The following is a 26,448-nucleotide window of genomic DNA, read 5'->3' on the forward strand; positions in this document are numbered from 1 at the left end:
TAGCGTTATGATGTATGGCTACGAATGGGATACGACGACCTGGATCACCTATACGGCCTCGATCCTGCCCATCATCCTGATCGGTCTGACCGTCACGTTGAAGGCGGCAGCAGCCGGCTTTGCCATCGCGCTCGTGCTCGGCCTCGTCTTCGCCCTGTTACGCCGCAGCCGTGTCAAGGCGATTTCCTGGCCGACCGCTTTTGTGGTTGAGTTTCTGCGCGACACGCCGCTTCTGGTGCAGCTGTTCTTTCTTTACTACGTGCTGCCGGACTTCGGCATCGTGCTTCCCGCCTTCCTCACCGGAGCGCTGGCGCTCGGCCTGCAATATGCAGCCTATACGTCGGAGGTCTATCGCGGCGGCATCGAAGCGGTGCCCCATGGCCAATGGGAGGCGGCGACCGCGCTCAATCTGACACGCATGCAAACCTATAGCGATGTCATCATCCCGCAAGCCGTTCCACGGATTGTGCCGGCAATGGGCAATTATCTCGTCGCCATGATCAAGGAGACGCCGGTTCTCTCCGTCGTGACCGTCCTTGAGATGATGGGACTTGCCAACATGATCGGCGAACGCACCTTCGAATATCTCGTGCCGCTGACGCTTGTCGGCCTCATTTTCCTTATCCTGACGCTGATCTGCTCCGCGGGCCTCCACCGTTTGCAGAAGGCCCTACCGAAAGCAGGGATACCACTGCGATGATCGAAAACAACAATTCGCCTCTCATTGAATTTTCCGATGTCACTAAACGCTTCGGTATCCTGACCGTGCTCGACAAATTCAATTTCAGCGTTGCGAAGGGGGAAAAGGTAACCCTTATCGGGCCGTCCGGCTCCGGCAAGTCCACGGTCCTGCGCATCCTGATGACGCTCGAGCCTTTCCAGGAAGGAAAGCTGACATTAGCGGGGACCTCCTATCAGGAACCCGGCGGAAAAGGTCCATTTCAGGCCTCGGAGAAACATCTGCGCCAGATCCGCAATCATGTGGGCATGGTGTTCCAGAGCTTCAATCTCTTCCCGCATATGACGGTTCTGCGCAACGTCGTCGAAGCGCCGGTGCGGGTGCTGGGAATGGCACGCGAGGAAGCCGAAGAGCGCGCGACAGAACTCCTTCAGATGGTCGGTCTCGCAGATAAGAAAAATCACTATCCGGTGCAGCTTTCCGGAGGGCAGCAGCAGCGAGTAGCAATTGCACGAGCGCTTGCCATGCGGCCGCGTGTGCTGCTTTTCGATGAACCGACCTCCGCGCTTGACCCCCAACTGGTAGGCGAAGTGCTTTCTGTCATTCGTGACCTGGCGCATGAGCATGATCTGACCATGTTGATGGTGACCCACGAGATGCGTTTTGCCCGGGAAGTCTCAGACCGAGTGTGCTTTTTCGACAAGGGGCGCATCTGCGAACAGGGTTTACCAGAGGAGATATTCGGTGCCCCACAACAGGAGCGGACGCGTGAATTCCTTTCTTCTATTTTGGGTTAGACAGTGATGGCGTGCTGAACTCTGGCGGCGAAAAGGCAGGCACAGAACGCGCGCCGTTGCAGTTGCACGGCCGTTGCCTGCCATCGCCGGAAAACTCAAATTCAGCTCGCTACCGTCGCTGTGATAGCTTCAGACCTGTTCTTAGGGTTTCCGATCAAAGGTAATTCTGCGAGCGCTTGCCGCAGTGCGATCGCGTCCCACGGCGTATGTTCCGTGATACCCAGGCCGACCACATCGACCTCAGTTGCAACATCGGCCAGCAGACCGACAATCTGCTGCAGCGTCATGCGGCCAGCAGGAATATCGTCGTCGGTTGGAGCAGTCGCGCCGGGTTTCGAAAAAGTCAGCGACCGAAACAGGTTGGCATCTAGGACGTCCAGATCGAAATGCACCGCAACGCGTTTTGCCCCTGTTTCCCGTAGCCAGGCAATGACAGGCTCGCTGCCGCCGGCAAGCTTTTCAGGCCCGATACGCTGAATGTCCAGGCGCTCAGCAAGCTCGTCTTCGAAATTTTGCAATTCGGAAAACTTGTCTGGAAGCCTCCGCCAACCTGCGATCAACGCATTGCCGGGCTTGATCGGCGTTTTCACCGCCGACAGAAATTCTTCGTCGCCCTGCCCCATCAGGCTACCGAGCACATGCGCGTGCGAGTTGGGAAAGACCTTGTCGGAGAACAGGTCGCTATGTGCGTCGATCCAGAGCACGGCGAGGTCTCCGCCATATCGCTCGTTCAAATACGCGAAGGGTGCCAAATCCACACCGCAATCTCCACCAAGCACGACAATACGGTCCGGCTGATGTTGATCGATCCGGCGGCGAGCGTCCTTGAACTGCTTCACGACCACGTCACGCGCCAGAATACCGTCATGGATCTCCAGAGGTTTCCCGTCCGGCTCCGCCACCGCGACTTCCTCGACCGGCCCATCGGCATCAGGCGCGAGCCACGCCAAAAGTCTTGCACCCAACATGTATGAGGGGTCACCCCCGCCCTGCCATTGCGGAAAGAGCAGGCGAAGCGTTTTTTCGCGTTTCATGGTGTTATCCTTTGCGTTTCGATCCGCATCATTTGGCGATTGTCGGCATCGCATTCCATGGTCTATTGGGGAAAATTAGGATACATAGAATGCAACAAAACGACGCGAATACGGAGACCGGATGGCAGGTACGAACATCAACGACATTGCGGTGTTTATGGCTGTGGCTGACGCAGGCAGCTTTTCCGCAGGCGCAAGGGTGTCTGGCCTTACCCGTTCCGCTGCGGGAAAGGCGGTATCGCGACTTGAGGACAGGCTCGGTGTCCGCCTGTTGAACCGGACGACCAGGGCGTTGAGCCTTACGGATGAGGGCCGCTCTTTTCACGCACATGGTCAGCGCATAATCGATGCTGTGGATCAGGCGGAGGCGAGCGTTTCGAGCCCGGCTGGTGTACCTCGCGGCATACTTCGGCTATCGGCGCCGCACGCCTTTGGTCAGCGTGTCATCATGCCTTTCATAGAAAGATTTCTCGCTCAGTGGCCGGAGACGCAAATCGAAGCGAGCTTTACCGACCGGTTGGTCGACGTCGTGGGAGAAGGTTTTGATCTCGTCATCCGCTTCGGCAGCGCCTCGGTCGATAGCCGACTGGTGTCGCGCGTTTTGGCGCGCGACCGATATTTGCTCGTCGCATCAGCGCATTACGTGGATCGATACGGAAAGCCGAGCAATCTCGATGAACTGGCAAAACATCCGTGCCTTGCTTTCAGCAGTCGCGGGCACAGGCAACAGTGGCGCTTCACGGACGCGGAAGGGCGTTGGTTTTCCGCGCCGGTTCGAAGCCGCCTGAGGCTGGATAGCGGGGAGGCCTTGCACAACGCGATCGGTCGCAACCTCGGGATAGGCCTGATGCCGAGCTTCCTTGTGGCGGAAGACATCCACTCAGGCCGTTTCGTTCACATCCTGCCGGAAGTACCGACGGAGACGGTGGAGATTAGTGTCCTATATCCAGACCGCCGGCTTCTCGACCCAAGAGTCCGGCAATTCATCGACCTTCTGGCGTCCGGCCTGCGTCTCTGATGACACTGGATAAGTTCCCGCGTAATGGTGCAGTTTACTTGAGGCGGCCCCAGGTCTTGAAGAGATACGAACCACCATACTCGAGATGAGCTACAGGCGAGACTCGATGTTTAACACCAGCTTTTTCAGCAATGCTGCGAGATTATCGCGCTCCTCGCGATCGAGACCCTGCAGAAAATCCAGTTCGCTTGCCATGTCCTTGCGAAAGGCCCTCTCGGCCAGTTCGATGCCGGCGGGCATGAGGCAAACAATGACGCTTCGCCCGTCACGCTCAGATTTTCTGCGTTCGATGAGGCCCGCTTTCTCCAAGCGGTCAAGTCGATGCGTCAGGCCGCCCGATGAGAGCATCAACGTCGTGTACATTTCCGTCGGCGTCAACTGGTAGGGCGGACCCGACCGGCGCAATGTCGCGATGACGTCGAACTCGCCGCGATCAAGACCGAACCCGGCAAATGTTTCCTCAATGGACGGCGCCACCAGATTGCAGAGCCGTTTTGCCCGCCCGAGGATAGTCATCGGTTCCGTGTCGAGATCAGGTAATTCCCGCGCCCATTGGGTGCGAAGCCGATCGACATGATCTTCCCTGCCGTCGTCGATAGACCCGCGCGTTTTCGCATCCGGCATCGCCTGCATCATCTCACCTGACCCCGTCATCTCCAATCCGCGAACCATATACGGCTTGGGTCGCTCCGGAAAGATATCTTTGCAAGAAGACAAATGTCTTGACGAGAAGATAATTCCGGAATATATCTTCTCACCAAGATAGTTTCATCGTCAGGAGGAGATCACGATGTTTTCTGTTCGTCGCCATCATGAACCCGAGCCCGGCGCGAGCCGAACAGTGCGTTACGAGGGCTGCGAATACGGGAGTGCCGTATCGATCTTTCTGGTCAACGCCGATCCGGGTCGCGGTCCCGATCTGCACGTTCACCCCTATGCCGAGACGTGGATCGTGCGCGAAGGCGAGGCTGAGTTCACGATCGGCGACCACAAGGCGCGCGGCTCGTCCGGCGACATCGTCGTCGGGCCTGCGAATATCCCCCATCGCTTCGAAAATGTCGGCAGGGAACGACTGGAAATCATTTGCATCCACCCGAGCACGACCTTCGAGCAGACTTTCCTGTAATCCGTTCAAACTTGAGGAGAAAGACAATGGCCAAAACGATTTTCGTGAACCTTCCGGTGAAAGACCTGACAGCTTCCACCGCCTTCTATCAGGCGATCGGTTGTGAGAAGAATGAGCAGTTCTCCAACGAAGATGCGAGCTCGATGGTGTGGTCGGATACGATCACATTCCAGCTTCTGCGGCACGACTACTACAAGACCTTCACCGACAAGCCGGTCGCCGACGCCCACGCGACCAACGGCATGATGATCGCGCTTTCCCGCGAAAGCCGTGAAGAGGTCGATGCCATGGTTGAGGCCGCCGCAAAAGCGGGCGGGCAAGCGGATGTTCGCGAGCCACAGGATATGGGTTTCATGTATCTCCGCACTTTCGCCGACCTCGATGGCCATGTTTTTGAGCCAGCCTATATGGATTTGAGTGTTGACGGCTAACATGACAAAGGGCGATTGACCGCAGCGGGAATGACGAGAGAGACGATCGTTTCGCGTTGTCACAACGCATCCGACCGCAACTCTCGTCATACATGCTGTGATTATCCTCGAATGCTCGGCACCGGCGTATTGAGCAACTGCTGCTCCCACAAATACGCGATGCCGCTGCCGGCGGCATGTTGCTTGAGCACGTCCGTCAGCTCTGCGGCGTGCGCGGTTCTGGCCCAGTCACGTTGCCATTCGGAGGCCAGCGCCAGCCAGGTCATCATGTTCGCACCAGCCGCGATCATGCGCTGGATGGCGACTTCATGAGCCTCGACCGAAGTCCCGCCCGAGGCGTCGGTGATGACCGTGACATCCCAGCCTTCGCCCAGCGCCTGGATCACCGGCATCGCGACGCAAACCTCGGTCCATAGGCCGGCAATGATGAGTTGCTTGCGGCCTGTCGCCTTGACAGCATCCACCACCTTCCGGTCCTCCCAGGTATTGATGAACGTCCGGTCGATTACCTCCTGGCCCGGGAATACATCGGTGATCTGAGGAAAAATGAGTCCGCCCCGGTCCGCGATTACACTTGTCAAAATGGTAGGCACACCAAACGCCTTGGCTGCCTTTGCCAGAGCCGTCGAATTGTTCACCACCATATGCGGATCGTGGCTGTTCAGGTTCGTGAGCTGGTACGGCTGGTGGTCGATGAGAACGAGTACGGAATCTTCAGGACGAAGAAGTGAATCAAGGCCGTTACGAAAGGTCATGAATACATCCTATGCTAGCGTCGTTGGTGAATAGGGCTTCGAACGGGACATGCGCGGAGTTCCGCGCTCCCGGACGGCCAAAACTTGTCATCCCCATTTGTGATGCGGTAGTACTCTTTGCCGTTAAGCTGTGTCGCAAAAACGGGAACGCTGACTTGGACATCGTCGAGCTTGAAACCTTTGTGGAAGTTGCCGATGCCGGCGGAATTTCAGCCGCGGCGCTTCGCTTGGGCGTCTCCAAGTCTATGGTCAGCAGACGGCTCATCCGGCTTGAGCAGGAACTTGGCGTCCAGCTCCTTGCAAGGACGACCAGGGGCGCGGCTCTAACCGAAGCCGGGGCGACATTCCGGGACTATGCCGCCAGAGCCTGCGCGGAAATCGACGTCGCCAGGGAAACCATTCTGCCCGCCGGCGAGCTTCGCGGTCGCCTGAGGGTTGCCGCACCGCTGTCCTTTGGTCCAACCCATTTCGCTTCCGTGCTGGCGGAAATGGCACGACGCCACCCTCTCCTCCACATTCACACATGCTACAGTGATCACGTCGTCGATCTCATCGCAGAAGGCTACGATTGTGCGATACGGCTCGGTTTTCTTCCGGATTCCAATTTGATCGCCAAACGCGTCGGACCGATCCGCGGTAAAGTTGTTGCAAGCCCGGACTACATCAGGGCTCATGGAGCGCCCGAAACGTTGCAGGAGCTGTCCGACCATCAGGCGCTGATGCAGGGCACAGAAACCTGGCAACTTATGGATGGCGATAAACCAGTAACAGTCCGCCCCCAGGGGCGCTTCAAGGCCGACAACGGGAGCGCTCTCGTCGCCGCCGCCCTCGCAGGGCTCGGGATCGCGTACCTGCCCGACGGCCTCATCCATGAGCATATTGCTTCCGGTGCGCTCGTTCCCGTCATGACACGACATCCGGTCCCTTCGGCCGGCATCTATGTTGTCCGCCCGCCGGCACAACACCCCGCGCGGAAGATCCGGGTCCTGACCGAGATGCTGATCGAGTGCTTCGATGACGGTACCGCCCCGGGAGCATAGCCCGCCGATTTATCGCCGCGGCTGCCCGGCGGTAAAAGGTTCTCAGAACAAAACGCCACTACGGCGTGATGATGTCTCTGCGGGTTCTACCAACGCCCGCAAACCCTTGTTTCAGAAAACAAAATGATCAAGGCCGCACCGAGGTGCGGCCTCAACGCGATTATTGGCCTGGCGCGGCGAATGGGGGATAATCCGTATAGCCTGCGGCACCACCGCCATAGAGCGTGGCCGGGTCCAACGCCGCGAGGGGCGCGAGCATCTTCAGACGGTCCACCAGATCCGGATTGGCGATAAACGGCCGACCGAAGGCGAACAAATCCGCCGTGCCATCGGCGAGATGCGACGTCGCAAGTTTGAGATCATATCCGTTGTTGGCGATATAGGTGTTGCGGAAGCGACGGCGAAGCGATCCGAAGTCGAACGGTGTGACATCGCGCGGCCCACCGGTGGCGCCCTCGACAACATGAATGTAGACGATGCCAAGAGCGTCGAGCTGATCGACGATGTAATCAAATTGCGTCTGGGCGTCGCTGCTCGAAACGCCGTTGGCAGGCGAGACCGGCGAAATCCGAATGCCGGTGCGCGCGGCACCGATTTCCCCGACAACCGCTGCCGTGATTTCCAGCATCAGGCGGGCGCGGTTTTCAACGGAGCCGCCATAGGCGTCCGTGCGGACGTTGGCGCCGTCCTTGGCGAACTGGTCGAGCAGATAGCCGTTCGCCCCGTGAATCTCGACGCCATCGAAACCGGCCGCAATGGCGTTCGCAGCTGCCTGCCGGAAGTCCTCGACAATCCCCGGAAGCTCGTCGACTTCGAGGGCACGGGGTTGCGAAACATCAACGAAGGCATTGTTGACGAATGTCTTTGTCTCAGCCCGTATTGCTGAAGGTGCAACCGGTGCTGCGCCGTTCTCCTGAAGGTCAACATGGCTGATGCGGCCGACGTGCCAGAGTTGCAGGAAAATCCGGCCGCCTTTCGCATGCACGGCGGCGGTAACCTTGCGCCAGCCCTCGATCTGGGCCTGGGTATAGATGCCGGGCGTGTCCTGGTAGCCCTGTCCCTGCTGCGATATCTGCGTAGCCTCGGAGATGATCAACCCGGCCGAGGCGCGCTGGCCGTAATATTCTGCGGTGATATCTCCCGGTACGAAACCCGGGCCAGCGCGATTGCGCGTCAAAGGCGCCATCACGATACGATTGGAGAGGGTCAATGAGCCAAGAGTATAGGGCTCGAACAGCGATTTGATGGTCATAATTCACCTGTGGTGTGCCGCCGTAGCGGTCTATATCTGCTAGATCGCCTGATGCTCAGGCGACCGTACGGTACCGCTCGGCTGGCTGTGCGTTGCCGAAATTGACAAGCATGGCCTGACGTGCGGCTTCAAGCGCATCCCACTGACCCGCGTCGGGAAGCGGCGGTATGGTCACCGGCTCGCGGCGGTCGAAGCCGACCAGCGCCGCATCGACCAGATCATCCACCTCCATGACGTTGGAGAGCGCATTGACGTCGGCGCCGACATGCTCCCAGATCTCGGTGCGTGTCGTGGCGGGAAGGACAGCCTGGACGTAAACGCCCTTCGGTCCCAGTTCGAGGCTCAACCCCTGCGACAGAAACAGCACAAAAGCTTTGGTCGCACCGTAGACCGTCATGCCGAATTCCGGCGCCAGACCGACCACGGAGCCGATGTTGACGATCGCCCCCTCGCCGGACTTCGCAAGCCGCGGGGCGATGGCGCTGGCAAGCCGCAAAAGTGCGGTCGTGTTGAGCGCAACCAGCCGGGCGACGACATCGGTGCTCTGCTCGATGAATGTTCCGCCGATGGCCGTTCCGGCATTGTTGACCAGTATCCCAATACGGGCGTCATCGCGCAGCCGCGTCTCTACCGTCGCAAGATCAGCAGGTTGCGTAAGATCTGCCTGGATGATGTCGACTGCCACGCCATGCTTCTGACGAAGACGGCCTGCTAACGCCTCCATTCTTACTGCGTCTCGGGCAACCAGCACGAGGTCGTGTCCACGCCGCGCGAACCGCTCGGCATAAGAAGCTCCGATACCGGTGGAGGCACCGGTGATGAGGACTGATGGAATTGCGGTCATGGCATTGCTCTTTTCGCTGATGGGGCCTATATTCATGACGATCATCATGATTAAATCTAAATATGATGACCATCATGTAAATGTCAATGATGCCGGTGGAGAATTTTAAAAATGAAAGTCAGTCGAGAACAGATGGCGGAGAACCGCCGCCGAATTCTGGAGGTTGCCAGCCGACTGTTTCGCGACAAGGGGTTCGACGCGGTCAGCGTGGCGGAGGTAATGAAAGCCGCCGGTCTCACTCATGGCGGCTTCTATGGGCATTTCAACTCGAAGGACGATCTGGTCGCACAGACGCTCGCCCATGTCCTTGCTGCGGATGCGGGCGTAGAAGGTGATTTTCGCGCTTATGTCGGTTCCTATCTTTCGCCGCGTCATCGTGACAATGCCGCCGGTGGTTGCCCAACGGCGGGCCTTGCTGCGGCCATCCGCCACCAGACCCCGGCGGCGCGCTCGACCATGACGGAGGGTCTCCGCTCGCAGATCGACCGGATAGAAAAGTCACTACCGGAGTTGGATCAAACGGACAGGCGAAGCGCAGCAATCGGAAGCTGGGCCGCGATGGTGGGGGCTGTTACCCTCGCCCGGGCGATCGACGATCCGGAATTGTCCGACGAGATTCTCGAGCAGACACGCTTATGGATAGATACGAGCGTCGGTTAGATCGCCGCTTCGACGGATGAAGTGGTTACGGGCATCTTGTAAGGCCCGTGCTCCTCCAGCGCATCTTTCCACTGAAGTCCATGTTTCAAAACGTAAATGATACGCCCATGGTCCTCAAATCATCCAACCGCTGTCGGACTGGGCGCTGCCGCCGTTTTTCGTAGCTGCTTGGCGAAAACCTGCGCGACCGGGTGAAAGTCTCTTGGGGCGTCGATACGGCGCCCGATCCGAACGTGGCCCGGGCTCCAGCACTCGAAGACGACGAGCCCATGCAATTCACTGGACCTAAAGTCTTGCCGTTCGTCTTCGTGCGCGATAATGCATTGGTGTGATAAGCACGCAAGGAGGATATCATGGCAACTGGTACAGTTAAATTTTTCGCTCAGGATAAAGGTTTCGGTTTCATTACCCCCGACAATGGCGGTCCGGACGTATTCGTCCACATCTCCGCCGTAGGTTTCGGTGGCGCCCTTCAGGATGGCCAAAAGGTCAACTACGATATCGGGCAAGATCGCAAGACTGGAAAGTCAAAGGCTGAAAACGTCAGCGTCATCTAACCGAGTGAATTTGGCCTCGTCGATTCGACGGGGCCTGCACCTTCGACCACCCGGAACAGACCGTGTAGCGCACTGGTCCTGGTAAGCTCGGCTCTAGAACGGCCGCACCGGCGATATGAATAGAGTCCAAGCTCTTCGATCTGCGCGACGCCTGCATCACTGTCGCGGCAACCGTCATGGTTACAGCTAAATTGCCGACCGCCATCAACCGCCTGCCCCCAGGCAAGGTTGGAAAGAAGGCCGGCGCGGCAACAAAAATGCGTTCCTGTCGCATCAGCCCCCGTACTGGTCGTCCGTGACCTGCTCCATCCAGTCCACCACCTTGCCGTCCTTGACTTCCTGAAGCGCGATATGGGTCATGGCAACATCGGGTGCAGCCCCGTGCCAATGTCTTTCACCGGGTGCGAACCATACGATATCGCCGGGACGGATTTCTTCCACCTGGCCTCCCTCGCGCTGTGCCCAACCGACCCCGGAAACCACGATCAGGGTCTGGCCGAGCGGATGAGTGTGCCAGGCGGTCCGAGCGCCGGGTTCGAAAGTGACCTGAGCGCCCTGCACCCGCTCGGCATCAAACGGGTTGAAAAGCGGGTCGATACGGACCGCACCCGTGAACCATGCTTCGGGGCCTTTGGCTGATGCCCGTGTTCCTGCACGCAGTATTTCCATGGTCAATCTCCTGATTTGGATCGTGTGGCGATTTGAATTGGGAATACCCCTCTTGTCCACTGAGGAATGAAAAATCAGATCAGCCTGAGAGGCTCGAAGGTCTTCTCCGAAGCCCGCAACCATAACCGTTACGAGGGCCATGCTGCTCTTTTGAGGGCATTTTTCAACACTGGCAGCGTTCTTTCCACCCCTCTTCAAGGGTCGCAACAAAAATCGTCCGCAGGATTGACTCATTTGTGAAACCGGTTACATTTACTAATGTAAACGGTTTCATAGTCGATATCCGTTGCTTGGAGGAGCAAATTTTCATGTTTAGACATTTGATGGCTGCCGCCGCGATGGTGCTGGCGGCCGGCACGTCCGTGCACGCGCAGGAACAGAGCTTCAAGATCGGTCTTTCCAATTCGTTCGTCGGCAGCGAGTGGCGCACGCAGATGATCGAGGAAGCCCAGGCTGCCGCGAAAGCGTGGGGCGAAAAGGGCGTCAAGGTCGAAGTCGTCGTTCAGAGCGGCAATGTCGATGTGCAGGGGCAGATCGGTCATATCCGCAATTTCATGAACCAGGGCGTTGATGCGATCCTTATCAATCCCGGCAGCCCGACGGCTTTCGATCCGATCTTCGCGCAGGCGAAAGCACGCAACATTCTCGTTATCGCCACCGATGCCGAAGTTTCTTCGAAGGATGCGATTTATGTCGGCATCGACCAGAAGGCCTGGGCGGCGCAGTCCGCGCAATGGCTTGCGGATACGCTGAAGGGCAAGGGAAGCGTCGTCGCCATTAACGGCATCGCCGGCAATCCCGCCAATGAAGCGCGCGTCGCCGGTTACCGCGAAGTGTTCAAGAAATATCCTGACATCAAGGTGCTGAACGAAGCCAATGCGAGCTGGGATCAGGCGCAGGGCCAGCAGGCCATGCAGAACCTTCTCGCCACCTATCCGGATATCAGCGGCGTCTGGGTGCAGGACGGCATGGCCGATGGCGCATGGCGCGCAATCGAAGCCGCCGGCAAGACCAAGGGCATTGCCGCAACAGGTGAAATCCGCAAGGACTTCATGACGCGCTGGGAAGCCGAAAAATTCAACTCCGGCGCTTCGGTCAATCCTCCTGGTGTGATGGCCAGCGCGCTCAACGTTGCTGTGCTGAAGCTGCAGGGCAAGGAATTCAAGGACGGCATTTTCGGCGGCACCTATGGCAATGCTGTCTATATTCCGATCCCCTTCGTCAGCACCGACAACCTCGCGGACAACATCAAGGCCGCCGATGGCAAGCCGGGCTACTGGTCCGTCACGGCAACCGTGACGCCGGAGCAGGCTGGCGAGTTCTTCAAATAAGACCGGCTTCGGGCTGGCGGTCATTTGCCAGCCCGAATTTCGCAATTTCTTGTGCGGACGACGCGTTCTTTTCCGTCTCCGCCAGTGACGAAACACAATGACAAGCACAATTCGGGGACATGCGATGGCGAACGCTCTGGAAGCGGCCGGCATAACGAAGAATTTTGGCGCCGTGCGGGCGCTTTCCGCCGGCAGGCTGACCGTCGGCCGTGGTGAAATCCACGCGCTGCTCGGCGCGAATGGTTGCGGCAAGAGCACGCTCTGCAAGATCGTTGCGGGCGCGGTTGCGCCGACCAGCGGAACGATCCGGTTCAACGGCGAGGACGTGCGCTTCAGAAGTCCCCGTGACGCCGAAAACGCCGGCATCGCGCTGTTTTACCAGGAACTCAGCCTCATCCCGCAGCTTTCCGTTGCCGACAATATTTTTCTCGGGCGCGAGCCGAAACGCGGCGTTTTCGTCGATAGCAAGGCCTTGAAAACCGAGGCGCGCAAGCTGATTGCGCTTTTCGACGGAGTTGCCGGTAAAGGGCTGGAGCCGGATGCGATCGTTGGCAATCTGCCGCCCGATCAGCGCCAGCTCGTCGAAATCCTCAAGGTCTTCGCTCAGAATGCCAGCCTCATGATCATGGATGAGGCAACGGCAGCCCTCGATGGCCGCCAGTCCCAGCGTTTTTTCGAGATCCTCAGGGCCAAGAAGGCCGACGGCATCTCCACCATCATGATTTCCCACCGGCTCGATGAGGTTTTCGCGGTCTGCGACCGCATCACCGTCATGCGTAACGGCGCGACCATCTCCGAACTCGACACAACCGCCACCACCCGCGAAACCGTCGTGCACGACATGGTCGGTGATGTCCGCGCCGCGCCCGCCCGCCAGCAGGGACGCGCAGGCGCAGCGCCCAGCCTGAAGGTAACGGATGTTGCGGGCGAGGGCGTTCGCGGTGTCACTCTGGAAGCCTATCCGGGCGAAATCATCGGCTTGGCCGGCCTGCAGGGTCAAGGCCAGTCTGCCTTGCTGAAGGGCCTGTTCGGCGCCAGCCCCTTTGCCGCAGGGCAAATCCAGTTCGAGGGCCGAGACATCGTTATCGGCAAGCCTTCGCAAGCGGTTCACAGCGGTTTTGCCTATGTGTCGGGCGATCGCGGTCGCGATGCCTCCCTTCAGGGCCGGTCGATCTTTGAAAATCTCGTCGCGGCTCTCATGGTGCGCGAAAAGATGCGGCTGGTCCGGCCCGCGACGCTGAAGCCGCGTGTGCAGAAGGTTGCGGACGATATGAAGACGAAGTTCGCGGGCCTGGACATGCCGATCGGCACACTTTCGGGCGGCAACCAGCAGAAGATCTTCATTTCCCGCTGGCTTGCCACCTCGCCGAAACTGCTGCTGCTCGACGACCCGACCAAGGGCATCGATCTTGGCGCCAAGGCCGATCTCTTCGCGCTGATGCGGCAGCAGGCCGATGCCGGAGCGACCATTCTTTTCTATTCCTCGGAAGATGCGGAAATCCTCGAATATGCCGACCGCATTCTCGTGTTCAACGGCGGGCGCATTTCTGCGGAGCTGACCGGAGCCGACATGACATCCGTAAACATGACCCGCGCCGCCTATGGAGACGCCGCATGAATTCCCTCGGTTTCCTGCGCAAGCAACCCTGGATCATAACCCTTGTCGTTCTCGCAATTCTTATTGCCGTGAACACGGGGTTGCAGCCATCCTTCATTCAGCCGGCGGTTCTGCAGTCGAACCTGACGACGTTTCTTCCTTTGATCCTCGTCGCCATCGGCCAGACCTACGTCATTTTGGCGGGAGATATCGATCTGTCGGTCGGCAGCATCGTGGCGCTGGCGAATGTCGTCACCGTCAGCGTCATTGCGGCGCTTGACGGCACGGCAGGTGCTGTCGTCGCCGGCATGGGAGCAGGGGTCGCAGTCGGGCTGATCTGCGGACTGGTCAATGGCCTCTTCATATCCGGCCTGCGTTTCCAGCCGATCGTCACGACCTTCGCAACGGGGATCATATTCGCCGGGCTTGCGATCTGGGTTCTGCCACAGGCAGGCCTTCCCGTGCCGGAAGCCTATTGGCAGACCTATTCCGGTAGCTTCATCGGCTTGCCATTCGTATTTTGGGTGCTGCTCGCCGGCATTGCCTTTACCCTGATCGTATCGCGCATTCCCTTTCAAACCCATCTGCTGGCCGTGGGCGGCAATCGCACCGGAGCCTTCCAGACGGGTTTGCGCCTCTCCGGTATCCGCATCGGCGCCTACATGATCTCCGGTCTGTTTTCGGCGCTCGCAGCGCTGTGTCTGACGGGCGAAACCGCCTCCGGCGACCCCCTGCTCGGCGCAAGCCTGGCGCTCTCCTCCATCTCGGCGGTGGTTCTCGGCGGCACAGCGCTTTCCGGTGGGTTTGGCAGCTCGACAGGGTCGATTGCCGGGGCGCTGGTTCTTGGCATGATCGGCAATGTGATTTTCTTTGCGGGCTTGCCCTTCGAGTACCAGACATTGGTGCAGGGTTTGATCGTGCTGACGGCGCTTGCCGGCGGCGTTCTGGTGACGAGGCGTTGACATGACCAATCCCGGCTTGCAAATCAAATCCCTCATCACCGATCCCCTGACCATTGCGATTGGCGCGTCAGTCTTCCTGCTGCTGGTCGGCGAATTATTGTCGCCCGGCTTCGCGCAAGGCTCGCAAATCGTGCGGCTGCTGACGATCGCCGCCATTCTCGGCATCGTTGCGGCGGGCCAAAACCTCGTGATCCTCGGCGGACGCGAAGGTATCGATCTGTCCGTCGGCGCGATGATCTCGCTTGGTGCTGTCCTTGCCGGCAATATGATGAACGGCCAGAATGCGGGCATCCCGCTCGCCATACTGGTCGCAGGCGGCATCCCGTTCCTGATCGGTCTGATCAACGGCCTCGGCATCACCTTCGTGCGCATTCCGCCGCTGGTCATGACACTCGGCATGACGGCGGTCATCCAGGGCGGGCTGGTGGTCTATTCGCAGGGCGTTCCATCAGGTGCGGCTGCGCCCCTCTTGGCGGGCTTCATTAACCGTCCGCTCGTTTTCGGCATTCCCGGCGTCCTGTTCGTCTGGCTCGGCATTGCTGCGATCATGCTGTTCGTGCTGCGCAGAACGGCGTTCGGTTTCTCCATTTACGCCATCGGCTCCAATGAGCGGGCGGCGACGCTGATTGGTTTACCCGTGTCCCTGATCCGCACGCTGCTTTACGGCCTGTCCGGCCTGTTTGCCGGGCTGACCGGGGTTTGCGTGATCGGTTATACCGGCACGTCGTTCATTTCCGTCGGCGACCAATATGTTCTTCCGTCGATCATCGCGGTCGTCATCGGCGGCACTTCGCTTGCCGGCGGTGCCGGCGGATATGTCGGAACCATGGCCGGGGCAGTTGCACTCACCATTCTGCAAAGCGTACTGATAACGCTCAACCTCGATGTATGGGCCCGGCAGATCATATTCGGTGTCACGTTACTTGCGCTGATGCTGCTTTATGGCCGCCAAAAGCAGTTGCGTGTGTGATAGATGAGCAAAGAACAAGGTTCGAATATCAGGGAAGTTGCAGCTCTCGCGGGCGTTTCCATCGCGACCGTATCGCGGGCGCTGCAACAACCCGACAAGGTTCGCCCGGAAACCAGGAAGAAGGTTTTCGACGCCGTCCGGCAGGCGAACTTTGTTCCCAACGCCCAGGCCGCGAGCTTCCGGCGTCAATCCAACAACACCGTCATTCTTCTCGTTCGCGATATAGGCAACCCCTTTTATCTCGAAATCTACAAGGGCGTGGAGGAAGCGGCGGGGGAAGCGGGCTTCAAGGTCTTGATGGGCGACGCCCGTAATGACGAGAACCGCGTGGCGACCCATATCGACATGGTCCGGCAGAAACATGCCGATGGCCTTATCCTGATGACCGGCCAGTTTCCTTCAGAGCTTCTCGATCAGGCCGACACGCTGCCGCCGATCGTCATCGCCTCGGAAACCGTGCCAGGCCTCGCTTTGCCCACGGTCAAGATCGACAACCGCGCCGCATCCAAAAACGCCGTGCGTCATCTGATCGAGGCGGGGCACACGAAGATCGCGCATCTTGCCGGCCCCTTCCCGGAAAGTCTGGCGAAAGAGCGTTTCGAGGGCTACCGGGATGCGCTTTCGGAAGCCGGTATCGGCTATTCCGATGAGTTGGTGGTGACGGGCGATTACAGCATCGAAGCCGGCCGCCGTGCGATCGCCGGACTTCTCGAAAGCGGCATCTCCTTCACCGCGATCTTCGCATCGAGCGACCAGATGGCGATTGGTGCCATCAGCGAATTGCGTGGACGCGGGATTTCGGTTCCGGCCGACGTCTCCGTCATCGGCTTCGACGATATCATTTTCGCCAATGCCTTCGAACCGCCGCTGACGACAGTGCGCCAGCCCCGGCAGGAGATGGGCCGGAAAGCCATGGCGCTGATGGTTGACCGGTTGAACGGCAAACGCACGGCCGAAACCATCGTGCTGGACACGGAACTGGTGGTGCGCGGCTCCGTCGCGCCCTGCCGCTCGCCGCACCGGTAAACTGAAATGTGAATGCCCCGAATTGGGAATGCCAATTGGGAATGTAAGGAGCGTACGGATATGAAGACGATCAAAGGACCCGCGATTTTCCTCGCGCAATTTGTTGGGGACAAAGCACCCTTCGACACGCTCGACAATCTCGGCCAATGGGCGGCTTCCCTCGGTTACAAGGGCATTCAATTGCCGACCGATCCCAAGCTCTTTGATCTGGAAAAGGCCGCCGCTTCCAAGACCTATTGTGACGACATCAAGGGCCATCTGGCCGAGATGGGTATCGAGATTACCGAGCTTTCGACCCATATTCAGGGCCAACTCGTCGCCGTTCACCCCGCCTATGACGAGATGTTCGATGGTTTCGCGCCCGCTGAGCTACGTGGCAAACCGCAGGCGCGTCAGGAATGGGCGGTTAATCAGCTGAAGTGCGCGGCGAAAGCCTCCCAGCATCTGGGTCTGAAAAGCCATGCGAGTTTTTCCGGCGCGCTTGCCTGGCCGTTCGTCTACCCCTGGCCGCAACGTCCGTCCGGTCTTGTCGAACTGGCCTTCGCGGAACTGGGTAAGCGCTGGACGCCCATTCTCGATACATTCGAGGAGAATGGCGTCGATCTCTGCTACGAACTGCATCCCGGCGAAGATTTGCATGACGGCGTTACCTTCGAGCGTTTTCTCGAGGTAACCGGCAACCATCCGCGCGCCAACATCCTCTACGATCCCTCGCATTTCGTGCTTCAGGCGATGGATTATCTTGACTTCATCGACATCTATCACGAGCGCATCCGCGCCTTTCACGTCAAGGATGCCGAGTTTAATCCGACTGGCCGTTCCGGCGTCTATGGCGGCTATCAGAGCTGGGTCGACCGGCCGGGGCGGTTCCGGTCGCTCGGTGACGGGCATGTCGATTTCGGCGCGGTGTTTTCCAAACTCACGCAATACGACTTCGATGGCTGGGCCGTGCTGGAATGGGAATGCGCGCTGAAACACCCGGAAGACGGGGCGCGCGAAGGTGTCGGCTTCATTGAAAATCACATCATCCGCGTGACCGAGCGGGCTTTCGACGATTTCGCCAAAAGCGGCGTCGATGATGCCGCCAATCGTCGCCTTCTCGGTCTTTGAAAGGGATAGCCATGTCCTCCGCAACAGCGAAATTTAATAGCCGTCGTATTCGTCTCGGCATGGTGGGCGGCGGTCAGGGCGCCTTTATCGGCGGGGTGCATCGCATTGCGGCGCGGCTGGACGACCGTTACGAACTGGTGGCGGGCGCGCTTTCTTCCGACCCGGCACGCGCCAGCGCCTCGGCAACCCTGCTCGGCATTGCGCCTGAGCGCTCCTATGCTTCGTTTCAGGAAATGGCGGCGGCCGAAGCCGGACGTGAAGACGGTATCGAGGCGGTGGCCATCGTCACCCCCAACCACCTGCATTTCGCCCCGTCCAAGGCGTTTCTCGAAGCCGGCATTCATGTCATCTGCGACAAGCCCGTCACCGCGACGATCGAAGAGGCCAAAGATCTGGCCAAGATCGTCAGGGCGTCCGACCGGCTGTTCATCCTGACGCATAATTACACCGGCTACGCCATGTTGCGGCAGATGCGGGAGATGGTTGCTGATGGAGCCATCGGCAAGCTGCGCCATGTCCAGGCGGAATATGCGCAGGACTGGCTGACCGAAGCGGTGGAAAAGACCGGCGCGAAGGGCGCGGAATGGCGCACCGATCCGAGCCGATCCGGCGCGGGCGGGGCAATCGGCGACATCGGCACCCATGCCTTCAATGCCGCCGCCTTCGTTACGGGTGAGATCCCCAATAGCCTCTATGCCGATCTGACGTCGTTCGTTCCGGGCAGGCAGCTGGATGACAGCGCCAATATTCTGCTGCGTTACGAAAGCGGCGCGAAAGGCATGCTCTGGGCAAGCCAGATCGCTGTCGGCAATGAAAACGCCCTGTCGTTGAGGGTCTATGGCGATAAGGGTGGGCTTGAGTGGCACCACCGGGTGCCGGACGAGCTGTGGTTCACACCTTATGGGGAGCCGAAGCGGCTGATTACGCGCAATGGCGCGGGTGCGGGGGCTGCGGCCAACCGCGTCAGCCGCGTGCCATCCGGGCACCCGGAAGGATATCTCGAAGGTTTTGCGACGATCTACCGTGAAGCCGCAGATGCAATCATCGCCAAAAGGGAGGGAAAAACAGCCGCCGGGGATGTGATTTATCCCGGCATAGAGGACGGCCTTGCGGGTCTCGCATTCATCGATGCGGCCGTTCGGTCCAGCCTGACCTCGTCCTGGGTAGGGATCGATATCTAGATCGCTGGATATCGGAGACTGACGACGCAGGGCATCGGAGGTTGTGCCCAGCATTACCCGGCTAATTGCTCGGGAGAGCACGGGCAGGCGTGTCGTCACATTGATCAAACGGAAAGGGAGTTACGCGTTTGAAAACGTTCAAGTCAAAATTCGCAAAGATGGCATTCGTCGTTGGATTGGCGGCCGGTATCGCAAATCCGGTTTTCGCCGATGACAGCAAGGCGCTGCCGATTGCCGCGCAAATGTACACACTTCGCAACGCCGGAACGCTTGAGGAGCAGCTTGCCATTCTCAACCGCGCGGGCGTCTCGGCCGTTGAAACGGTAGATATGCAGAAGGTCAGCGCCAGCGAGTTGAACGCGCTTCTGGAAAAGCACAAGATCAAGGTCATTTCCTCGCATGTGCCGATCGACAAGCTGCGCGGTAATCTCGATGAGGTTATCACCGAGCAGAAGGCTGTGGGCAATCCGGTCGTGACCGTGCCTTTCCTCAAGCCGGAACAGCGCCCGACTGACGCCGCAGGCTGGACCGCCTTCGGTAAAGAGCTTGGTGGATATGCCGACAAGCTTTCGACGGCAGGTATCGCCATGGCCTACCACAACCATGATTTTGAAATGGTCAAGTTCGACGGCAAGACGGCGCTCGAGCTGCTGCTCGATGCGGCGGGTCCGAAACTGCAAGCCGAACTCGATGTCGCCTGGGTCGCGCGTAGCGGCAATGATCCTGCCCAATTCCTTGGCACGTTGAAAGGTCGGGTTTTCGCAATCCACGCCAAGGACAATGCGCCGACGGGCACAGCGGAAAACGAGCGTGGTTTTGCAACGCTCGGCACCGGCGTTCTCGACTGGAAGGCAATTCTGCCGGCGGCCAAACATGCCGGCGCACAGTGGTTCATCCTTGAACACGACCTTCCGCTCGATGCCGAAGCGGTTGTGACCAAAGGCAACGCGTTCCTCAAAGAACGCCTCCCGACAATTCAGTAAAACCGAAATCGCTCCCCGACGGTCGGTCCGCCGGGGAGCACAAGGTTCGAAAGATATAGACCCAGTTCCCGCCGCGTCACGACGGGGAGTGTTTCGTCTTGTCGACTTTTTACCCAAGTACCAATCGGAGGAGTTATCATGGCAAACAATCACTACGATGCGATTGTCGTCGGCTCAGGCATAAGTGGAGGCTGGGCCGCAAAGGAACTCACGGAAAAAGGCCTGAAGGTGCTGCTGCTGGAGCGCGGCAGAAACATCGAGCATATCACCGACTATCAGAATGCGGATAAGGAAGCCTGGGATTATCCCCACCGCAACCGTGCCACGCAGGAGATGAAGGCGAAATATCCGGTTCTCAGCCGCGACTATCTGCTGGAAGAGGCCACGCTTGGCATGTGGGCCGACGAACAGGAAACGCCCTATGTCGAGGAAAAGCGTTTCGACTGGTTCCGTGGTTATCACGTCGGCGGCCGTTCGCTTTTGTGGGGACGCCAGACCTATCGTTGGTCGCAGACCGATTTCGAGGCCAATGCCAAAGAAGGCATCGCCGTCGACTGGCCTATCCGCTATCAGGATATTTCTCCGTGGTATGACTATGTCGAGCGCTTTGCCGGCATTTCCGGCAGCCGCGAGGGGCTGGATATCCTCCCCGATGGTGAATTTCTTCCGCCCATTCCTCTCAATTGCGTGGAAGAGGATGTGGCCCGCCGGCTGAAATCCGCCTTCAAGGGCACGCGCCACCTCATCAATTCGCGCTGCGCCAACATCACGCAGGAACTTCCCGATCAGGACCGTACACGCTGCCAGTTCCGCAACAAGTGTCGGTTGGGCTGTCCATTCGGCGGCTATTTCAGCACGCAGGCATCGACCCTGCCTGCGGCGGTCGCAACCGGCAATCTCACGCTCCGGCCTTTCTCCATCGTGAAGGAAGTCCTTTACGACAAGGACAAGAAGAAGGCGCGCGGCGTCGAGATCATCGATGCCGAGACCAACCTCACCTATGAATACACCGCCGATGTGATCTTCCTCAACGCCTCGACGCTGAACTCGACCTGGGTATTGATGAATTCGGCCACCGATGTCTGGGAAGGCGGGCTTGGAAGCAGCTCTGGCGAACTCGGCCACAATGTGATGGACCACCATTTCCGCATGGGCGCCACCGGCGAGGTGGAAGGTTTCGAGGAGTTCTATTTCAAGGGCCGCCGCCCGGCGGGCTTCTATATCCCGCGCTTCCGCAACACCGGCGACGACAAGCGGAAATATCTGCGCGGTTTCGGTTACCAGGGATCGGCCAGCCGCACACGCTGGGAGCGGGAAATCGCCGAACTCAACATCGGAGCCGACTACAAGGATGCACTGACCGAGCCGGGCGGCTGGACCATCGGCATGACCGCTTTCGGTGAAATGCTGCCCTATCACGAGAACCGCGTGAAGCTGGACCACGACAAGAAGGACAAATGGGGCCTGCCGGTCCTGTCGATGAATGTCGAGATGAAGCAGAACGAACTCGATATGCGCGAAGACATGGTCAATGACGCCGTCGAGATGTTCGAAGCGGTCGGCATCAAGAACGTCAAGCCCAACAAGGGCAGCTACGCACCCGGCATGGGCATTCACGAAATGGGCACGGCCCGCATGGGGCGCGATCCGAAAACCTCCGTGCTCAACGGCAACAATCAGGTCTGGGATGCGCCCAATGTCTTCGTGACCGACGGCGCCTGCATGACCTCGGCTGCCTGCGTCAACCCGTCGCTCACGTATATGGCGCTGACGGCGCGTGCCGCCGAATTCGCCGTTTCCGAACTCAAGAAGGGGAACCTGTGATGAACAGACGCGATCTGCTGAAACTGATAGCCATTGCAACCGGCCTTCCCCTGATCGGCGCGGACGTGGTCACGGCTGCGGAAAATGCCGCCAAGCCCGTCGGCGACGCCCACGTCTTCAGCCCGGAAGATATCCGGCTTCTGGACGAGGTGGCGGAGACGATCATTCCCCGGACATCCACGCCGGGTGCGAAGGATGCCGCCGTCGGCGCATTCATGGCCGTATATGTTGCCGATTGTTATACCGACGAGCAGCGGAAACTCTTCTTGTCCGCAATGGCGGAGATCGAAAACCGCAGCCAGGCGGAGCACAAGAAGGCCTTTCTGGAGCTGACGCCGCAGGAACGGCAGACGCTGATTTCCGCACTGGATAAAAAAGCCCGGGCGGAACAGACGCCGACCGTCCCGCAGGCCTTCACGCTCGTCAAGCAATTGACATTGCTCGGCTTCTTTACCTCAAAGATCGGTGCGACCGAAGTTCTCGTTTACGACGAGATCCCCGGCGGCTTCGAAACCTGCGTTCCTTACAAGAAGGGTACGCCTGCCTGGGGCACGACCTGAATTCAGATCGAGCCGACCCGCCGGCTTCTGCGGGCGGGTTGCGTTCATGCGGCAAGACAAAGGATGACAAAATGCGCAAGAGAATAATCATCACGGCGGCAATGCTGGCAACCAGCGCCATTCCCGCTCTGGCGGAGGGTGATCTGGTCAAGGGGGAAGCGGTCTTCAAGCGCTGTTCCGCCTGTCACGCCATTGGCGAGGGTGCGAAAAACAAGGTCGGCCCGCAGCTCAACGGGATCATCGGCCGTGCGGCGGGCGGCGCTGCCGACTACAACTATTCAACCGCGATGAAAAAGGCCGGCGAGGACGGACAGGTGTGGACGGTCGAAGAATTGCGGGATTTTCTGAGCGCGCCCAAGAAGAAGATACCCGGAAATAAAATGGCCTCGGCTGGCGTCAGCAAACCCGAAGAGCTGGACAATCTCATCGCCTATATCGAAAGTGCGGCTTCGAAACCGGCCGAATGAAATAGCCGCCAAAACGGTAAATCCACAGAACCGAAATTGGGCAAATATCACTCTATCCGGGGGGCGATATTCCATGCTTGAACACATCGGATTTCAGTGCGTCGACAACGATCTTGAACGCCGGAGAGTTCTGCCGGCGGCTCGGGTAATACAGATAGTAGCCCGGAAACATCGGGCACCAATCATCCAGAAGCTGGATGAGCCGGCCCGAAGCGATTTCATCCACGACAAGGCTTTCCGGTACATAGGCTATGCCGTATCCGCCAACCGCCGCATCGATCATCGCGTAGGAGGTGTTGAAAATTAGCTGCCCGTCGACGCGGACGCGGACCTCCCTGCCATCTTTTTCGAACTCCCATGCATAAAGGCCGCCAGCCCGCGCTTGCCGATGGTTGATGCAGTCATGACCGATCAGCTCCTGGGGCGTCTCTGGAGCTATTCGCCTCGCGAGATATTCAGGAGAGGCGACCGCGACCAAACGCCAGTCGGGACCGATCCGGACCGCGATCATGTCCTTGTCGACACTCTCACCCAGACGCACGCCTGCATCGAACTTCTCTTCCACGATGTTTCGAAACCCATTGTCGGTGTTCAATTCGACTTTGATATCAGGATACTGGCGCAGGACAGGGCGTAGTTTCGGCCACACAACACTTTCCTGGGCGTAATCCGACAGAGTTATCCTGACGGTGCCCGATGGCTTGTCCCTGATCTCCATGAGTTCATCGATCTCGGCTTCAAGCTCCTCGATCCGGGGTGCAAGCGAACGGATCAATCTCTCTCCAGCTTCCGTTGGCGAAACGCTACGCGTGGTGCGCGTGAGAAGCCTCAATCCCAACCGCGTCTCAAGCTTTTTAATGGTGTGGCTGATCGTTGATTGTGAGGTGCCGAGCTTTGCCGCCGCCTTGGTGAAGCTGCGCTCCTCTGCGACGGCCAGAAACCACAGCATATCGTTCAGGTCTTCCCTTTTCATGACGTCTCCTGAGACTGTCGATTAATATCATAGATCGATAAGTACAAGAGGATTGCAATAGCTAATCGCGAAACGCCGATCAGCGTATGTTGCGGTCATGACATACCAAGCGCAAACACGATCCGAAGACATTGCCCTTGTTCATGCTGACGTTGTTCATGAAACGGCAACTCAGGCCGGGGAGCCGGTGGTGGCCTGGGGAGCGGTTTTCTCCCTGGCGCTGTGCGTCGCGGTCCTCATTGCCTCAGAATTCATGCCGGTCGCCCTGCTCTCTCCGATCGCCACGGATCTTGGCGTCACAGAGGGACATGCCGGCCAGGCGATTTCGATCTCGGGGATATTTGCCGTGTTGACCAGCCTCTTCGTTGCTGGGTTCACGCGTCGGATCGACCGTCGGGTCGTCGTGACATCTTTTTCGCTGTTCCTGATTGTGTCGGGAACGGTCGTCACTTTCGCGCCGAATTATCCCGTATTGATGATCGGTCGGGCCGTGCTGGGCATCGCAATCGGCGGATTCTGGTCGATGTCCACGGCAGTGGTGATGCGGCTTGTCCCCGAGGTTTCTGTTCCCAAGGCGCTAGCGATGCTGAACGCGGGTAACGCCATTGCAGCGACGATCTCCGCGCCGCTCGGCAGCTTTCTCGGAAGCTATATCGGCTGGCGCGGCGCCTTTTTTGCGGTAGTTCCGCTCGCACTTCTAGCTCTTATCTGGCAGTGGATCAGCCTTCCCTCGCTCCCTCCGAAACGCAGCGAAGACTCTACGAACGTTTTCAAGCTGCTCGCTCGCCCGCAGGTCGCCATCGGCATGGCGTCCATCACGCTGCTATTCATGGGTCAGTTCGCGCTCTTCACCTATCTTCGGCCATTTCTGGAGACTGTCACCGCGGTCTCGATTTCGACGCTCTCGCTCCTGCTTCTATCGATGGGCCTGGCGGGGATCGCCGGAACGTATCTCGTCAGCCGTCTGCTTCAGAAACGCCTGTTCAGCATTCTGGGCGTAATTCCCCTGATCATGGCCCTGATCTCCGTTGGCCTGATCGTGTTCGGTTCGTCCATCGCCGCCACGTCTATGTTGCTGTTCATGTGGGGGCTTTTCAGTACGGCCGCTCCGGTTGGCTGGGGCATCTGGCTGGCCAGAACGATGCCCGACGACGCGGAAGCGGGTGGCGGGCTTCAGGTAGCAACAATCCAGCTCGCCATCACGCTGGGCGCGTCGCTCGGTGGCATCCTGTTCGACAGCGGGGGCTGGTGGACTGCCTTCCTGTTCGCCGCAGTCCTCCTGACAGGTTCGTCCCTCCTCGCCATTGCCGCATGGCGTTCGGCACGCCTCTGAAAACTCAGCGTTCCCTCCGGATCATTTCAATCGAAGCACCACTCAAGGAGACATGTAGATGACCAACAACCCAGACATAGACAACGCAAATCCCTATAACACCGGCATCGACCGCCGCCGCCTACTCAAGATGACCGGCGCCGGTGTAGCCGCACTCGGAGCGATGTCCATTTTCGACACCTCGAATGCAAAGGCTCAGGACATGTCCAACGGCGCGGCCAATTTTTACACCAGTGACAGGGTAACCCTGCAGAAGGTCATCTTCAAAACCCAGTACCAGACGAATGTCGCCGGCAACATCTTCCTCCCAAAGAACATAGATCAGACGGCAAAGAACCGGGCAATCATCGTCGGACACCCGATGGGAGCGGTGAAGGAACAGAGCGCAAACCTCTATGCCACCAAGATGGCGGAGCAGGGTTTTGTCGCGATGTCGATCGACCTGCCCTTCTGGGGAGAAAGCGAGGGGCAGTCCCGCAATCTGGTGTCGCCGGAAATCTATGCCGAAGCATTCAGCGCGGGCGTCGATTTCCTCGGTTCACATTCTTTCGTGGATCGACAGAATATCGGCGCGATCGGCGTATGCGGCAGTGGTAGCTTCGTCATCAGCGCCGCCAAGATCGATCCGCGTATCAAAGCGGTTGCAACGGTTAGCATGTATGACATGGGTTCGGCATTTCGCAACGCCCTCAACAAGTCCCAGAGCGTCGAGCAGCGCAAGCAGTTCATAGCCTCGGCTGCCGAGCAGCGCTGGGCTGAGACGGACGGGGCGGAAATTCAGTATGTCGGCGGTACGACGCTCGAATTGACCGCCGACACTGATCCGGTACAGCGCGAATTCTTCGATTTCTACCGCACGCCCCGCGGCGAGTTTACACCAACTGGCGCGATACCACGGACAACGACAAAGCCGACCATGAGCAGCGTCGTGAAGTTCGCGAACTTTTACCCCTTCAACGACATCGAGACGATCTCCCCGCGCCCGATGCTGTTCATCTCCGGCGACCAGGCCCACTCGAAGGAGTTCAGCGAAGACGCCTACAATCGGGCTTCGGAACCCAAGGAACTGGTCTGGGTCAAGGGAGCGGGCCATGTCGATCTCTACGATCGGGTGGATCTTATCCCGTTCGACAAGCTGAAAAACTTTTTCGATCAGCACCTCGCGTAACAAAAATACCCGTGAGCTTGCCGGCGCTTCTAATGGCGCCGGTATCGCCAGCCATATGTCTCGTGCCGCGGGCGGCTCACTACGCCACGTCCGGCCCTGGA

Annotated in this window: 28 protein-coding genes; 21 read left to right on the plus strand and 7 right to left on the minus strand. The window is 59.0% G+C overall.

Going from position 1 to position 26,448, the window contains the following annotated elements:
• Nucleotides 1-7 precede the first annotated feature (7 nt).
• Both ehuD and ehuA read left to right on the plus strand, forming a co-directional pair.
• Nucleotides 8-700 carry an ectoine/hydroxyectoine ABC transporter permease subunit EhuD gene (gene ehuD / locus RS75_RS10330; RefSeq protein WP_045020028.1) on the plus strand — a complete coding sequence of 231 codons (693 nt, stop codon included), beginning with the start codon at nucleotides 8-10 and terminating at the stop codon, nucleotides 698-700.
• Nucleotides 697-1,476: an ectoine/hydroxyectoine ABC transporter ATP-binding protein EhuA gene (gene ehuA, locus RS75_RS10335; protein ID WP_045020030.1), complete on the plus strand. Its 780-nt coding sequence runs from the start codon at nucleotides 697-699 to the stop codon at nucleotides 1,474-1,476. Before ehuD ends, ehuA begins: the two co-directional genes overlap by 4 nt.
• A 101-nt stretch (nucleotides 1,477-1,577) precedes the next feature.
• Here ehuA and RS75_RS10340 read toward each other — a convergent pair whose 3' ends face one another.
• On the minus strand, nucleotides 1,578-2,510 hold the full coding sequence (locus RS75_RS10340; protein ID WP_045020032.1) for an arginase family protein: 933 nt from the start codon (nucleotides 2,508-2,510) through the stop codon (nucleotides 1,578-1,580).
• 121 nt (nucleotides 2,511-2,631) lie between these two features.
• On the opposite strand from RS75_RS10340, the gene RS75_RS10345 reads away from it, so the two are divergent.
• Complete coding sequence (locus RS75_RS10345; RefSeq protein ID WP_045020035.1) at nucleotides 2,632-3,528, plus strand: LysR family transcriptional regulator; 897 nt, start codon at nucleotides 2,632-2,634, stop codon at nucleotides 3,526-3,528.
• Between the two features lie 90 nt (nucleotides 3,529-3,618).
• Here RS75_RS10345 and RS75_RS10350 read toward each other — a convergent pair whose 3' ends face one another.
• Entirely contained in the window at nucleotides 3,619-4,164 is a 546-nt protein-coding gene (locus tag RS75_RS10350; RefSeq protein WP_045020037.1) for a MarR family winged helix-turn-helix transcriptional regulator, read from the minus strand.
• Nucleotides 4,165-4,318: 154 nt separating this feature from the next.
• On the opposite strand from RS75_RS10350, the gene RS75_RS10355 reads away from it, so the two are divergent.
• Nucleotides 4,319-4,654, plus strand: coding sequence for a cupin domain-containing protein (locus tag RS75_RS10355; RefSeq protein ID WP_045020038.1), 336 nt, complete (start codon nucleotides 4,319-4,321; stop codon nucleotides 4,652-4,654).
• A gap of 26 nt (nucleotides 4,655-4,680) precedes the next feature.
• Nucleotides 4,681-5,085 carry a VOC family protein gene (locus RS75_RS10360; protein WP_045020040.1) on the plus strand — a complete coding sequence of 135 codons (405 nt, stop codon included), beginning with the start codon at nucleotides 4,681-4,683 and terminating at the stop codon, nucleotides 5,083-5,085.
• A 101-nt stretch (nucleotides 5,086-5,186) separates the two neighbouring features.
• On the opposite strand, the gene RS75_RS10365 is transcribed toward RS75_RS10360, so the two are convergent.
• Nucleotides 5,187-5,840: a hydrolase gene (locus RS75_RS10365; protein ID WP_045020042.1), complete on the minus strand. Its 654-nt coding sequence runs from the start codon at nucleotides 5,838-5,840 to the stop codon at nucleotides 5,187-5,189.
• 155 nt (nucleotides 5,841-5,995) lie between these two features.
• Here RS75_RS10365 and RS75_RS10370 point away from each other — a divergent pair, with 155 nt between their 5' ends.
• A complete protein-coding gene (locus RS75_RS10370) occupies nucleotides 5,996-6,880 on the plus strand; it encodes a LysR family transcriptional regulator (protein ID WP_045020044.1) in 885 nt (294 codons plus the stop codon).
• Between the two features lie 160 nt (nucleotides 6,881-7,040).
• Here RS75_RS10370 and RS75_RS10375 read toward each other — a convergent pair whose 3' ends face one another.
• Nucleotides 7,041-8,132 carry an alkene reductase gene (locus tag RS75_RS10375; protein WP_045020046.1) on the minus strand — a complete coding sequence of 364 codons (1,092 nt, stop codon included), beginning with the start codon at nucleotides 8,130-8,132 and terminating at the stop codon, nucleotides 7,041-7,043.
• A gap of 55 nt (nucleotides 8,133-8,187) precedes the next feature.
• Entirely contained in the window at nucleotides 8,188-8,976 is a 789-nt protein-coding gene (locus RS75_RS10380; RefSeq protein ID WP_045020212.1) for an SDR family NAD(P)-dependent oxidoreductase, read from the minus strand.
• 111 nt (nucleotides 8,977-9,087) lie between these two features.
• Between RS75_RS10380 and RS75_RS10385 the strand changes: the two genes are divergently transcribed.
• Entirely contained in the window at nucleotides 9,088-9,636 is a 549-nt protein-coding gene (locus tag RS75_RS10385; protein WP_045020048.1) for a TetR/AcrR family transcriptional regulator, read from the plus strand.
• 353 nt (nucleotides 9,637-9,989) lie between these two features.
• On the plus strand, nucleotides 9,990-10,193 hold the full coding sequence (locus RS75_RS10390) for a cold-shock protein (RefSeq protein WP_045020049.1): 204 nt from the start codon (nucleotides 9,990-9,992) through the stop codon (nucleotides 10,191-10,193).
• A 273-nt stretch (nucleotides 10,194-10,466) separates the two neighbouring features.
• On the opposite strand, the gene RS75_RS10395 is transcribed toward RS75_RS10390, so the two are convergent.
• Entirely contained in the window at nucleotides 10,467-10,862 is a 396-nt protein-coding gene (locus tag RS75_RS10395; protein ID WP_045020052.1) for a (R)-mandelonitrile lyase, read from the minus strand.
• 308 nt (nucleotides 10,863-11,170) lie between these two features.
• On the opposite strand from RS75_RS10395, the gene RS75_RS10400 reads away from it, so the two are divergent.
• The 11 genes from RS75_RS10400 to RS75_RS10450 all read left to right on the plus strand — a co-directional run bounded on the left by RS75_RS10400 (nucleotide 11,171) and on the right by RS75_RS10450 (nucleotide 22,873).
• On the plus strand, nucleotides 11,171-12,193 hold the full coding sequence (locus tag RS75_RS10400; protein WP_045020054.1) for a substrate-binding domain-containing protein: 1,023 nt from the start codon (nucleotides 11,171-11,173) through the stop codon (nucleotides 12,191-12,193).
• Nucleotides 12,194-12,317: 124 nt separating this feature from the next.
• A complete protein-coding gene (locus RS75_RS10405) occupies nucleotides 12,318-13,811 on the plus strand; it encodes a sugar ABC transporter ATP-binding protein (protein WP_045020055.1) in 1,494 nt (497 codons plus the stop codon).
• Entirely contained in the window at nucleotides 13,808-14,752 is a 945-nt protein-coding gene (locus RS75_RS10410) for an ABC transporter permease (protein ID WP_045020056.1), read from the plus strand. The genes RS75_RS10405 and RS75_RS10410 overlap by 4 nt, the downstream gene beginning before the upstream one ends.
• Before the next feature lies 1 nt (nucleotide 14,753).
• Complete coding sequence (locus RS75_RS10415; RefSeq protein WP_045020058.1) at nucleotides 14,754-15,722, plus strand: ABC transporter permease; 969 nt, start codon at nucleotides 14,754-14,756, stop codon at nucleotides 15,720-15,722.
• 3 nt (nucleotides 15,723-15,725) lie between these two features.
• The gene (locus RS75_RS10420; RefSeq protein WP_045020060.1) at nucleotides 15,726-16,748 is read left to right on the plus strand and encodes a LacI family DNA-binding transcriptional regulator; all 1,023 of its coding nucleotides are present in this window, start codon (nucleotides 15,726-15,728) and stop codon (nucleotides 16,746-16,748) included.
• A gap of 60 nt (nucleotides 16,749-16,808) precedes the next feature.
• Nucleotides 16,809-17,858: a sugar phosphate isomerase/epimerase family protein gene (locus RS75_RS10425; RefSeq protein ID WP_045020062.1), complete on the plus strand. Its 1,050-nt coding sequence runs from the start codon at nucleotides 16,809-16,811 to the stop codon at nucleotides 17,856-17,858.
• Nucleotides 17,859-17,869: 11 nt separating this feature from the next.
• Nucleotides 17,870-19,039, plus strand: a complete 1,170-nt coding sequence (locus tag RS75_RS10430; protein WP_045020064.1) for a Gfo/Idh/MocA family protein — start codon at nucleotides 17,870-17,872, stop codon at nucleotides 19,037-19,039.
• Nucleotides 19,040-19,167: 128 nt separating this feature from the next.
• Nucleotides 19,168-20,022 carry a sugar phosphate isomerase/epimerase family protein gene (locus RS75_RS10435; protein WP_045020066.1) on the plus strand — a complete coding sequence of 285 codons (855 nt, stop codon included), beginning with the start codon at nucleotides 19,168-19,170 and terminating at the stop codon, nucleotides 20,020-20,022.
• A 138-nt stretch (nucleotides 20,023-20,160) separates the two neighbouring features.
• Nucleotides 20,161-21,846 carry a GMC oxidoreductase gene (locus RS75_RS10440; protein ID WP_045020067.1) on the plus strand — a complete coding sequence of 562 codons (1,686 nt, stop codon included), beginning with the start codon at nucleotides 20,161-20,163 and terminating at the stop codon, nucleotides 21,844-21,846.
• The gene (locus RS75_RS10445; protein ID WP_045020069.1) at nucleotides 21,846-22,406 is read left to right on the plus strand and encodes a gluconate 2-dehydrogenase subunit 3 family protein; all 561 of its coding nucleotides are present in this window, start codon (nucleotides 21,846-21,848) and stop codon (nucleotides 22,404-22,406) included. The genes RS75_RS10440 and RS75_RS10445 overlap by 1 nt, the downstream gene beginning before the upstream one ends.
• Nucleotides 22,407-22,477: 71 nt before the next feature.
• Nucleotides 22,478-22,873, plus strand: a complete 396-nt coding sequence (locus tag RS75_RS10450; RefSeq protein WP_045020071.1) for a c-type cytochrome — start codon at nucleotides 22,478-22,480, stop codon at nucleotides 22,871-22,873.
• A gap of 52 nt (nucleotides 22,874-22,925) precedes the next feature.
• On the opposite strand, the gene RS75_RS10455 is transcribed toward RS75_RS10450, so the two are convergent.
• The gene (locus tag RS75_RS10455) at nucleotides 22,926-23,846 is read right to left on the minus strand and encodes a LysR family transcriptional regulator (protein WP_045020073.1); all 921 of its coding nucleotides are present in this window, start codon (nucleotides 23,844-23,846) and stop codon (nucleotides 22,926-22,928) included.
• Nucleotides 23,847-24,036: 190 nt separating this feature from the next.
• Here RS75_RS10455 and RS75_RS10460 point away from each other — a divergent pair, with 190 nt between their 5' ends.
• Nucleotides 24,037-25,179 (plus strand): MFS transporter, encoded by a 1,143-nt coding sequence (locus RS75_RS10460; protein WP_234704241.1) that lies wholly within the window; start codon nucleotides 24,037-24,039, stop codon nucleotides 25,177-25,179.
• A 58-nt stretch (nucleotides 25,180-25,237) separates the two neighbouring features.
• A complete protein-coding gene (locus RS75_RS10465; protein WP_045020075.1) occupies nucleotides 25,238-26,347 on the plus strand; it encodes an alpha/beta hydrolase in 1,110 nt (369 codons plus the stop codon).
• The last annotated feature ends 101 nt before the right edge of the window (nucleotides 26,348-26,448 follow it).

Origin of the sequence: Rhizobium nepotum 39/7, from assembly GCF_000949865.1 — a bacterium.
Classification (GTDB): Bacteria; Pseudomonadota; Alphaproteobacteria; order Rhizobiales; family Rhizobiaceae; genus Agrobacterium; species Agrobacterium nepotum.